This window comes from Prevotella sp. CAG:255 (assembly GCF_000431195.1).
GTDB lineage: Bacteria > Bacteroidota > Bacteroidia > Bacteroidales > Bacteroidaceae > Prevotella > Prevotella rara.
This window is the reverse complement of sequence record NZ_HF986862.1, coordinates 203,528-214,921: the sequence shown is the minus strand read 5'-3', so window position 1 is coordinate 214,921 and position 11,394 is coordinate 203,528. Positions and strand designations below refer to the sequence as shown.

Here is an 11,394-nt window from a genome sequence, read left to right as displayed (position 1 = left end):
CCTCGCTGAGCAGCTCGTTGTCCTCGTGCATCACGATGCGCATGTCGGCTTCGGCCTTTGTCTCTACGGTCTTGTAGCCGATGTACGACACGGTTATCATGCTGCCTTCAGGCACCTGCTGCAGCTTAAACACTCCGTTTAGGTCGGACACTGCACCCTTTGTTTCGCCTTTAAGGAATACAGATGCTCCGATAATCGGCTCACCGTTTGTGTCAACGATGGTTCCCGAGCAGTCTATCTTCTGCGCGGCAGCCGTCATTGAGAACAATGTGGCCAATAAGATTAGCATTAGAAATCTACACGTTTTCATAAAATTATTAGTTTTATAAAGATTATGTTTATTCACGGTTTTTTGCGGTTTGCAATAGTTTCGGCGCAAAAGTATTAAAAAAAGTTTCGCATGTAAAGCCTGCAAATACAAGAAGTGGACGAAAGTGGACGCCGGATTTTGCTATAATGCATTATATCAGACGGTTACGTCTGTAACCGTTTGCAGAAAAAGTGGATTGATAATAATTGTAAAAATCACATTAATATCATAAAAATGACCTGTTTTCGGGCTTAAAAGTGTCTAAATGTAACGTCAGTGGCATTAAATTTCCGTGTTTCGGGGCATATTTTTACAAAGTGTAACCAATATTTGTTAAAACCATTTTATGCCTTCTGCGGCATATTTTTATCATAAAAAATACACCTCGCAACCATTCCCCCTGCCTGTTGACGGCATGTTTTCCGGCAGCCTGTGTTTAGTCTCCGGCAGCCGTTTCCGGGCCTCGTTGTTCATAGCCGTGCATGCCGCTGCGCGGAGCCCCGTATCAGTCTGTTTTCCAATATGTGTCCTTTCGCATTGCAAAAGACCACATATTGCACGCTAAAAGGCCATCTTTCAGGAGCTAAAAGATGACCTTTTGCAACGCATTGAATATCAGTATGTTATGCGTGTGGTTATATTTTACCTTACTAAGTATGTCCTGAGGTGCCATAAAGTGTGTTCCGATGTGCTGTCGGCAGCCGTTTTTTGATATGTTTCTGACTATTTCATGCAGAAACGGAAAATATGAACATACGGCAAGAAAATGTCGTAATGACGGCATGGAGCATACTGCCTATCTTTGCAGCGGATAAATGAAACAAAAGATATGAAGAGACTATTATTCACATTTGCCATTGCCTGCGCGCTTATTCCTCTTAATGCGCAGGAGACGCTCACGCTCAGTCAGTGTCTGCGCATGGGCATAGAGAACAACCTTCAGTTGCAGACCAGGCGCAACGACATAGCCAAGGGCGGGCACGCCATAACCGAAAACCGTGCCAAGCTGCTGCCGCAGATCAACGCCGTGGTGTCGATGAGCGACAATTTCAACCCGCCTGTGTCGGTTACCGACGGCTCTGCATACGGCAATCCGTACAACGTGACGAAGACACTGCAGTATAACGCCTCGGCAGGACTGCAGCTCCAGATGCCGCTCTACAACCAGACGCTGCTCACGGCGCTCGACATCACGAAGATGATGGACCGCATCAACCGCCTCGGCTACGACAAGGCGCGCAACGATCTCATGGAGCAGATAGCCAAGATGTACTATCTCGCGCAGAGCACAGCCGAGCAGATAGCCATCGTCAGGGCCAACATCACGCGGCTGGAGGAGCTGAAGAACATCACCGTGGCATTCTTCGACAACGGCATGGCCATGGAGGTTGACGTCAAGAGAGTGAACATCAATCTGGAAAACCTTCAGGTGCAGCGCGACAACGCCGAGGCAATGCTCGTGCAGCAGATCAACATGCTGAAGTACGTAATCGACTATCCTGCCGACAAGGACATCGCGCTGACGCCCGTGGATGCCTCGAGTGTTGAGGCCGTCGAGCTGTCGGGACTTTGCGAGTCGCTGCCCGAACTGCAGCTGTTGCAGAAGCAGGGCGAGCTGTCGGAGAAGCAGCAGAAGATGATTCAGCAGGGATATCTGCCCTCGCTCATGCTCACGGGCAACTTCACTTACTCTGCCTTCACCGACAAGTTCAGCAACTGGTTCCACTCAGGACCGTCTAACCACTGGTACAACTCATCGGGCCTGGGCATCACGCTGCGCGTTCCGGTGTTCGACGGACTGGAGAAACGCTCCAAGATACGCAAGGCGAAGCTCGACGCCGAGAACGCACGCCTGGCTTACGACGACGCCCTTAAAGGTCTGCGCACGCAATACATGAATGCCACCAACGACCTGATGAACAGTCGCCGCAACTTCACCAAGCAGCTCGACAACTACCGCCTGGCCGAGGATGTCTACGCCGTAACCACCGACCGCTACCGCGAAGGCATAGCCTCTATGACTGAGGTGCTGCAGGACGAGATGCAGATGAGCGAGGCACAGAACAACTATGTAACGGCTCACTACAGCTACCGCCTGACCGCTCTGTCGCTGCTAAGGCTTACGGGACAGCTCGACTCGCTGCTGAAATAAGCCTGATGTCAGGGCAACACCATACATAACATCACATCAACATATATCAACAACTTTAAAATATACCACAATGGAAACCCAGAACAACAACATACAGCAGACCAGCACACACGCACAGCAGGCAAAGAAACTTAGAAGACAGCGCACAAGACAAATCGTGGCAAGCATCTTCGGCATTGCAATTCTGGTGTGCGGAATAGTGAAAACGTCAATGATTTTTCTCGACTACAATAACACCGAGACAAGCAACGACGCTCAGATAGAGCAGTATATCTCGCCCGTAAACCTCCGCGCGTCGGGCTATATCAAGCAGGTCTGCTTCACGGAGCATCAGAACGTGAAGAAAGGCGACACCCTCCTGATACTCGACGACCGCGAATACCGCATACGTGTGATGGAGGCCGAGGCTGCGCTTAAGGACGCCATAGCCGGCGCTTCGGTAGTAGGTCAGTCGCTGCAGACGTCAGAGGCTTCGGCATCTGTCTACGAGTCGTCTATCGCCGAGGTGAAAATCCGCCTGGCAAAGCTCGAGAAAGACCGCGCACGCTACAAGAACCTGCTGGAGCGCAACGCCGCAACGCCGATACAGCTGGAGCAGATTGAGACCGAATATGAAGCCACGAAGAAGAAGCTCGACGGCCTTATCAGTCAGCAGAAGGCTGCCAAGTCGGGCGTAAGTGAGGTGTCTACGCGCCGCCAAAGCTCTGAAGCTGCCATAGAAAGGGCACGCGCCGCACTCGAGATGGCACGCCTTAACCTCTCTTACACCGTTGTTGTTGCTCCCTGCGACGGCAAGTTGGGACGCCGCACCGTTGAGGACGGACAGTATGTTTCGGCAGGACAGACGCTGACATACATCATGCCTGACACGCAGAAATGGGTGATAGCAAACTATAAGGAGACGCAGATTGAGAACCTGCACGTAGGTCAGGAGGTTGTGCTTACAGTGGACGCGATGGACGGACGCGAGTTTAAGGGACGCATAACGGCCATCTCAGGCGCCACGGGAGCAAAGTATTCGCTCGTCCCGACGGACAATTCTGCCGGCAACTTCGTGAAGATTCGCCAGCGCGTTCCTGTCAGAATCGACTTCACTGGACTGTCGAAGGCCGACAACGAACGCCTTGCTGCCGGAATGATGGTGGTCGTAAAGGCCAAAAAGCAATGATAAAGCAGGAGATTGTTAATTAAGAATTTAGGATTAAGAATTAAGAAAATATGTCCTTTTTAATTAAGAATTGAGAATTAAGAATTAAGAAGACATGCTCCCGGAGCATTCAACATAAAAAGTATTGAGCCATGGAACAAAATGTGATTAGCGTAAGTTATGGGGCAAAATACAAGAATTATCCGTTCTACAACTGGGTGCCCAAGCCGCTCGGAATTATCCTGCTGATACTTCTGTTCATACCTATCCTTACGGTGGGCGGCGTATATACCGCCAACAGCGGCGAGATGACGAGCGGACTGGGCATACAGTCGGAACACATACAGTTTGTCGGTTTCGTCACGTCTATAGGCATGGCGGCCTTCTCTCCCTTCTTTTATCAGCTGGTGTGCATACGCCGCGAGAAGATGATGTGCGTAGTGGGGTTCTCCCTTCTGTATCTTCTCAGCTATGTGTGTGCCGTCACCGACAGCATATTCGTGCTGGCTCTGTGCAGCCTTATCATGGGTTTTCTGCGCATGGTGCTCATGATGGTCAACCTGTTTACGCTCATACGCTACGCCTTCGGCATGGAGGCCACGCGTAACATAACGCCGGGCAACGAGCCGGACGACGAGCAGGGATGGGACCGCCTGGACTCGGAGAAGAGCAAGAGCATGCCCATTATATACCTGTTCTTCATGATTCTGGGACAGCTCGGCACGTCGCTCACGGCATGGCTGGCATACGAATACCAGTGGCAGGACGTCTACTACTACATGATGGGCATGACGCTCGTGGCAATACTTGTGGTGCTTGTAACGATGCCTTACCACGCATACAACGGCCGCCGCTTTCCGATAACGTTCCGTAAGTTTGGCAACGTGGCCGTGTTCAGCTCGATGATGACCTGCGGAATATATGTACTGGTCTACGGCAAGACGCTCGACTGGTTTGCCGACCCTACCATCGTGCGCTCCACTATACTCACCGTTGTGTTTGCCGCAGTGTTCTTCTACATGGAGTGGTCGCACCGCTCGCCCTATTTCCTTATGGAAGTGTTCCGCCTGCGGACGATAAACATGGGCATAGTGCTGTTCCTTCTGCTCATGGTTTTCAACACAAGTTCGATGTTTGTCAACGTGTTTACCGGCATAGGCATGGAGATAGACAACTGGCAGAACGCTGCGCTGGGCAACTGGAGCATGCTTGGCTACTTTATAGGAGCCGTGATAGCTATAATCCTCGGCTCGCGCAACGTCAAGCTGAAATATCTCTTCGGCCTCGGATTTCTGCTCATCGGAGTGTCTGCCCTGTTCATGTATTTCGAGGTGCAGACGGCCGGACTTTATGAAAGGATGAAGTATCCTGTGATTATACGCTCAACAGGCATGATGCTTATATACTCTCTCACGGCCGTATACGCCAACCAGCGCATGCCCTACAAGTATCTTTCCACATGGATATGCATCATGCTCAGCGTGCGCATGGTTATCGGCCCGGGCATCGGTTCGGCACTATATTCGAACGTGCTTCAGCACCGTCAGCAGCATTATGTTACGATGTTTGCGCAGGATGTCGACCGCACCGACACGCAGACGGCTTCATCCTACGACCAGACCCTGCAGGGAATGCGCTGGCAGGGGCGCAGCGAGACCGAGGCAGAGAACATGGCTGCCATGTCGGCTAAGGGCAAAGTGCAGGTGCAGGCCACGCTGTCGGCTGTCAAGGAGATGTCGGGATGGACCTTCTACGGCTGTATTATCTCAATGCTCTTCGTACTCATTTATCCTTATAAGAAGAGGAAATTATCTGCTTGGCGCGACTGACGGTCGGCCAAGTCAGATAATTTTATTAACTTAGCGGCCGTAAAACATCTGCCGCTATGGAAAAGACTACAGACGAAAAGGCTTCGGAACGGCTTGCCGCATTGCAGCATGACATAGCCTGCATGGCCGACGTGTGCTCGTCGGGGGGCGTGGTCAACGACCTGCCCGGGCGCATGACGGAGGGCTTCAGCAACTTCGGCATAGGCCTGATTGTATGCCACGAAGGCGAGTTTGAGTTCACCCTGTCGGGCCGCACCCATAAGGCCTGCCGGGGCGAAACCGTGTTTATACCCGAGGGGGCGTTCTTCAGCGTGGAGAGAAAGTCGGAGACGCTGCGCCTTAGCGTCATTGTCTATAAGACGGCTCCTATACGCTATCTGGTCGGTACGATGGTGCAGTCGGTGCAGCTCTACGCCCGTCTGTCGCCCGACCTGCCCTGCGTGTGGAGCACCGGATGCGAAGACGACATAGCGGGATATATCTCGCTGATAGGCAGCGGCGAGCCGCAGGCCGACGACCTCTTTGCCGTGAGCGAGCGCAAGATGCTCCTTCTGTCGCTCACTTACCGTCTGTGCATGGTGTTCAGCCGCAAGTATTTTGCCGACGGCTCTCACAACGCGCGGCGCACGGAGGTGTTCTTGAAGCTAATCCAGCTCATCGGCCGCCACTATATGGCAGAGCGCGGAGTGGCGTTCTATGCCGACAAGCTGTGCCTCTCGCCCAAATATCTGTCGGAGCTGTCTAAGGCGGTGTGCGGATACACCGTCCAGGAACTTGTCTTCAAGGCGATAACGCGCAAGGCTATGTCGCTGCTCGACAGCACGGGAAAGACCGTTGCCGAGATTGCCGACGACTTCCATTTCCCCAATCCGTCAAGCTTCGGCACGTTTTTCCGCAAGCAGACGGGCATGTCGCCGCAGAAATACCGCGAGCGGATGTAACCGTCTGAATATCAATATGTTATAAATGGCGTTGCAAAAGGTCGTCTTTTGACCTCTAAAAGACCACATATTGCACGCTAAAAGGCCACCTTTTGCAATGCGAAAGGTGGCCTTTTAGAAAACATACCCTGTGGGGGGTGTGCCTGATGTCATGTTTTTTGATTTGTGCCTGTGGTCGGGCGGCGTTTTTGCCGCTGACTGTCTGGCGTCTGACAGCTATTTTATTATCTTCAAATTCTTGCCCGGTCTGTTATAGCCGAAGCTCTCCTGCGGCATCTTGTTGTCGCTTACGGTGTAGCCGTCGGTGGCCTCGTCGAAGTAGATGCAGAAGGCTCTGCTGTTGGTTGCATACGGGGCAGGGTGGGGCATGCTTATCGTGTTGCCGCTGATAACTGAGCCGGGCTGGTTAGACAGCGTGTAGATGCCGCCTGCGTCGTACAGCTGGCGGGCGTAGTCGGTAACGGTGTTGCCGGTTATGCGGTTGTTGCGCATGCCGCTTTCGAGCGGCGTCCAGCCCCAGCCCACGCAGATGCCCGAGTAGTTTACGTGCGAAACCTCGTTGCCGCTTATCTCCGTGTCTCTCACATATCCTGCGCTCACGGCGCCGCATCCCCAGTCTTCGTTGGCGGCGTCGGTTATCTTGTTGCGCTCAATGGTCAGTCTGTTGCACATGTCGCTGCCTATTGCCGGCGTGTAGGGTATGTGCGTCTCGAAGCCCTGCTCGCCAAACCAGCCCGCCATAATGGCCGGTCCGCCTATCCCCCCCCCGCCATAATGGCCGTTCCGCCTATGTCGGTGAAGGTGCATCCGGTGATGTCCGACGAGCTTACGGCGTATGCCAGGTCGACGGCCGTGGCGCCGGTGTGGCTGAACGTGCATGAGCTGAAGCCTATGCTGTCGGCAAACTGCGCCGTCACGGCTGCCTCTGGGCGCGCTATCCATGCCTGGTTTTCAAGCTCCGCCTTGTGGAACAGGCCCGGTTCGGCCAGCTTGTAGCCGTCTATGAAGCGGAAGCCTCCTTGCAGGGTGACGTGCCCCTCGTACAGCGGGCGGCGCCATGCGGAGTGCTCGAAGGCTATGTTCTCAAACCTTATGTTGCTCACGTGGCGCTCGCGCGTGCCGCCGATGGTCAGCAGCGTCTCGAGCACGGGCACCGTGATGTCCATCGTGTTGGGGTCCTTGCCGTCTTCGGGATAGTAGTATATGCGGCCCGAAGGGTAGTCCTGATACCACTCGCCCGGCTCGTCGAGCAGTTCGGCGGCGTTGCAAAGGAAGAACGAAGAGCTGCCGCGCTCGCCGTCTATCACGGGTTGAGGCCACGGATGGGCAAACTCTATCTGGCTTTCGGGCTGATGAAACCACACCTTTGTCAGTCCGTTGCCCATGTCTTTCATCTCTCTTACACGCAATATGGCTATCGCCCAGCGCTGATGCACGGTCATTTCGAGCTGCCGCGCACGGCTCAGGTCGGTCTTGGGCGTGGGTATCGTTATGCTCTCGTCGGTGGTATTGAATGCCTTCATGCGCTCCATCACGCCATAGGCAAACTGCGACGCGCGCATGGCCTTGTGTCCGTCGGCCCACAACTGGCGCGTCTCCACGATGCGGTTGCCAGTCATCGGCGCATCGGCCACCCACACCTTGTCCCTTACTCCGGCAGGAAGCCGCTCGTCGTCGCAGCCCTTGCGCCAGCCTTTTACCTCAGTTCCGCCGCTGATTACGGCCCTCTCGCCGTCGGCAGAGCGTATTATCGTGGGACTATCGGCCGTTCCGCTGTCCTCCGGGCGTATGAACAGGGGCTTGTACAGGCGGTAAACGCCGCCGCTCATGATGATGTTTATGCCCCCCTCGGCGTTCCTTGAGCCGAGCCGGCGCCACTCTCTTGCCTGCTTAAGAGCCTGCTCGAGCGTCTTCAGCGGCGCCTCGCGTGTGCCTGCTGCCTTGTCGTTTCCGGCGGTTGATGACACGAATATGTCGCCTGCCGGTGCCGTGAGGTGGCAGCAGAGGGCGGCTATTACGGTAAAAAACAATTTCTTCATGATTTGATTTATTAGATAAAGGTAATTTAAGATACGTCTGTCCGTCCTGCCCGTGATGTCTGTCGGGCCGCTGGCCGGTTATCTCTGCAAATGTAAGAAAAATCGCCTTAACGGCAAAAACTTTGCTCCCTAATTGCGCATATTGGCCCTTCCGTATGTCGTGATACACGGTTATAAAAGAATGCGGCGAGGGTTTTGTGCCCCCGCCGCCTCTTAGGTAAATGATAAAGTTTAAGGTATTGTTGTTATTTCTTTTTCTTTCTTACGGCCCATCCTTCCTCGCTGAAGTCGGGTTCGTCGCCCACCAGCTTGGCGTTGTCGCGCTTGAAGAACTGCCGCCAGTCGTCGTTTATGCTGCTGTCGGCCTTCGGTGCCTTGGCCTTTTTCTTCTTTTTGGGGCTTTCTTCAGCCTCTCTTGCACGGCGCTTCGACTTCTTCTCAAATCTCTCGAAGCCTCCGTCCTTGGGCTCTCTGCGCTTTCTGCTGCGGCCTTTGCCGCCCTCGTCGGCGTCGTTGCAGCGCACGTCACGTCCCTTGTATGTAGTTCCGTCGAGCGCGTCCATCACCTTTTCAGCGTCCTCTTCAGGCACTTCTATGTACGACATCTTGCTCAGCAGGTCGATGTTGCCCACCTCCTGGCGTCCCTTCATGTGCTTGTTGATAAACTGCATGATCTCTCCGGGATAGAATCCGTCGGCCTTTCCCAGGTTGATAAACAGGCGGCGGTAGCCCTCCTCGGCCTTGCGGGTGCGCTTGCGGGCGTCGTCCTTGCGGTCTTTCTTGCGGCTTTCGCCCTGCACCTGCACCTTTCCGATTTCGGGAGCGTCGGCATAATAGGCAAGGAACTTGCCGAACTCAACGCTCACAATCTTCTTTATGAGGTCTTCTTTGTCGATGTATTCAAAGTAGCGGTTGATGTCTTCCATGAACGGAGCTATCTCTTCCTCGTTCACATCGGTCTTGACTATCTGGTCCATCACCTTGTAGAGCTGCTTCTTGCATATCTCCTGAGCCGACGGCATGACGCCTTCTACGAACTTCTTGCCGATGGTTTTCTCTATGGCTCGCATCTTTGAGCGCTCGCGAGAGTGGATTATTGATATCGAGGTGCCCTTCTTTCCGGCGCGTCCTGTTCGTCCGCTGCGGTGAGTGTAGCTCTCAATATCGTCGGGCAGACCGAAGTTGATGACGTGCGTAAGGTCGTCTACGTCGAGTCCGCGGGCAGCCACGTCGGTGGCCACGAGCAGCTGGGTCATGTGCTGGCGGAACTTCTGCATGGTGAGGTCGCGCTGCTGCTGCGACAGGTCTCCGTGCAGAGATTCGGCGTTGTAGCCGTCGTGTATCAGCTTGTCGGCTATCTCCTGCGTCTCGCGTTTTGTGCGGCAGAAGATTATGGCGAATATTTTCGGGAAGTAGTCTACCACGCGTTTCAGTGCCAGATACTTGTCCTTGGCGTTCACCATGTAGTATATGTGGTTTACGTGCTCGGCTCCTTCGTTGCGGCTTCCCACCACAATCTCCTTCGGGTCGTGCAGGTAGTTGCGTGCAATCTTCTCTATTTCCTTGCTCATCGTGGCCGAGAAGAGCAGCGTGTTGCGGTCTTCGGGCACGCCTTCGAGTATCTCGTCGATGCTTTCAGAGAAGCCCATGTTGAGCATTTCGTCGGCTTCGTCGAGCACAACGTTCCTCACGGCGTCGAGCTTTGCCACTCCGCGGTTCATCAGGTCGATAAGTCGGCCGGGCGTGGCCACTATTATCTGTGCCCCGTGGCGCAGCGACTTTATCTGGTTTTCGATAGAAGTGCCGCCGTATACGGGCACGATGTTGATGCCGTCGATGTATTTGGCAAAGTCCTTCAGGTCGTCGGCTATCTGCAGGCACAGCTCCCTGGTGGGACTGAGGATGAGCGCCTGTGTCTGACGCACACGCGAGTCGGTGCGCTGCAGCACCGGAATGCCGAACGCAGCCGTCTTGCCCGTGCCCGTCTGGGCCAGCGCAATTACGTCGTTTCTGTTACCAAGTAAATAGGGGATTACTTCTTCCTGTACGGGCATGGGATGTTCAAAGCCCAGCTCCTCAATAGCGCGGCGAATCTCTTCGCTTACGCCTAATTCTTCAAATGTCTTCAAATTAATTATAATTAATGCGGTGCAAAGATACGAAATAAATGAATAAAGCACAATGAATAATGAAAAATCTTGCATCTTTTATGCTGAAATGCCCGCCGTGGCGCAGGCCCTTGACGCATGGAAACGTTACATGGTGAAGGACGAAAGAGGTTTTATGAAATTTAATATTCACTTTTTTTGTGAATAGGATAATATGTGTTATCTTTGCCGTTGGATAGAGATTACTTCCACACTTACGCCTGAGTTATGGCAGTGTTGCCGTTGTTTACACGGCAGCATGGACTAATTGGTGTGGAGAGGTGTCTGGTTTGAATTTATGAAAATAAACTTTGAAAAAGATTATCTGCGTGAGCTTTACGAAAAGGGAAAGGCTCAGGACAAGAAACACAGGTTTCAGCCGCAGGTTGTCAAGGGATATGTGAAGTGCGTCAGGGTGCTGTACAAGGCACGGCGCATAGAAGACCTGTTTCCGTTCAGGTCGCTCAATTATGAAAAACTGCAGGGCGACAAGAAGGGACTTTCGTCGGTTAGAATAAACAACCAGTACCGGCTTGAGTTCAGGGAGATAGCCTCGGCAGATGACAGCGCAGTGATTGAGATATGTTCTTTGACTGACATTACGAATCATTATAAATAGACAAGACAAATGGATGAGTTGGCAACACCGTTCAGTCCGGTGCATCCGGGCGAACTGATAAAGGACGAACTGGAGTGCAGACAGCTGTCGCAGAAGTTGGTGGCAGAGCGTCTGGGCCTGCCTTACACGGCATTCAACGAGGTGCTTAACGGCAAACGGCCCGTAACAACCGACCTTGCGCTGGTGCTTGAGGCCGCTCTCGGCATTCCG

General features: G+C 53.4%; 8 protein-coding genes and 1 pseudogene. 6 read left to right on the top strand and 3 right to left on the bottom strand.

What is annotated here, in order from left to right:
• A partial coding sequence (locus QVO66_RS13575; protein WP_288172914.1) for a carboxypeptidase-like regulatory domain-containing protein occupies positions 1-310 on the bottom strand: 310 nt, incomplete at its 3' end.
• Positions 311-1,139: 829 nt separating this feature from the next.
• Here QVO66_RS13575 and QVO66_RS13570 point away from each other — a divergent pair.
• From QVO66_RS13570 to QVO66_RS13555, 4 genes are all read left to right on the top strand, one after another.
• A complete protein-coding gene (locus QVO66_RS13570) occupies positions 1,140-2,462 on the top strand; it encodes a TolC family protein (protein ID WP_021856047.1) in 1,323 nt (440 codons plus the stop codon).
• Positions 2,463-2,532: 70 nt separating this feature from the next.
• Complete coding sequence (locus tag QVO66_RS13565; protein ID WP_021856046.1) at positions 2,533-3,630, top strand: HlyD family secretion protein; 1,098 nt, start codon at positions 2,533-2,535, stop codon at positions 3,628-3,630.
• A 131-nt stretch (positions 3,631-3,761) separates the two neighbouring features.
• On the top strand, positions 3,762-5,438 hold the full coding sequence (locus QVO66_RS13560) for an MFS transporter (protein WP_021856045.1): 1,677 nt from the start codon (positions 3,762-3,764) through the stop codon (positions 5,436-5,438).
• A gap of 56 nt (positions 5,439-5,494) precedes the next feature.
• Complete coding sequence (locus tag QVO66_RS13555; RefSeq protein ID WP_021856044.1) at positions 5,495-6,379, top strand: helix-turn-helix domain-containing protein; 885 nt, start codon at positions 5,495-5,497, stop codon at positions 6,377-6,379.
• A gap of 237 nt (positions 6,380-6,616) precedes the next feature.
• Here the strand turns inward: QVO66_RS13555 and QVO66_RS13550 are convergent.
• Positions 6,617-8,418 (bottom strand): annotated as a pseudogene (locus QVO66_RS13550) (right-handed parallel beta-helix repeat-containing protein); the annotation flags it as partial.
• Between the two features lie 245 nt (positions 8,419-8,663).
• Positions 8,664-10,547: a DEAD/DEAH box helicase gene (locus QVO66_RS13545; protein ID WP_021856041.1), complete on the bottom strand. Its 1,884-nt coding sequence runs from the start codon at positions 10,545-10,547 to the stop codon at positions 8,664-8,666.
• Between the two features lie 316 nt (positions 10,548-10,863).
• Between QVO66_RS13545 and QVO66_RS13540 the strand changes: the two genes are divergently transcribed.
• Complete coding sequence (locus QVO66_RS13540) at positions 10,864-11,184, top strand: type II toxin-antitoxin system RelE/ParE family toxin (RefSeq protein WP_053397852.1); 321 nt, start codon at positions 10,864-10,866, stop codon at positions 11,182-11,184.
• A 9-nt stretch (positions 11,185-11,193) separates the two neighbouring features.
• Positions 11,194-11,394 (top strand): helix-turn-helix transcriptional regulator (locus QVO66_RS13535; protein WP_288172913.1); only part of this gene is annotated, 201 nt, incomplete at its 3' end.

Coding starts and splice junctions, on each gene's coding strand:
- QVO66_RS13540 (WP_053397852.1), top strand. CDS start 10,864: ATGAAAATAAACTTTGAAAAAGATTATCTGCGTGAGCTTTACGAAAAG.
- QVO66_RS13570 (WP_021856047.1), top strand. CDS start 1,140: ATGAAGAGACTATTATTCACATTTGCCATTGCCTGCGCGCTTATTCCT.
- QVO66_RS13555 (WP_021856044.1), top strand. CDS start 5,495: ATGGAAAAGACTACAGACGAAAAGGCTTCGGAACGGCTTGCCGCATTG.
- QVO66_RS13560 (WP_021856045.1), top strand. CDS start 3,762: ATGGAACAAAATGTGATTAGCGTAAGTTATGGGGCAAAATACAAGAAT.
- QVO66_RS13565 (WP_021856046.1), top strand. CDS start 2,533: ATGGAAACCCAGAACAACAACATACAGCAGACCAGCACACACGCACAG.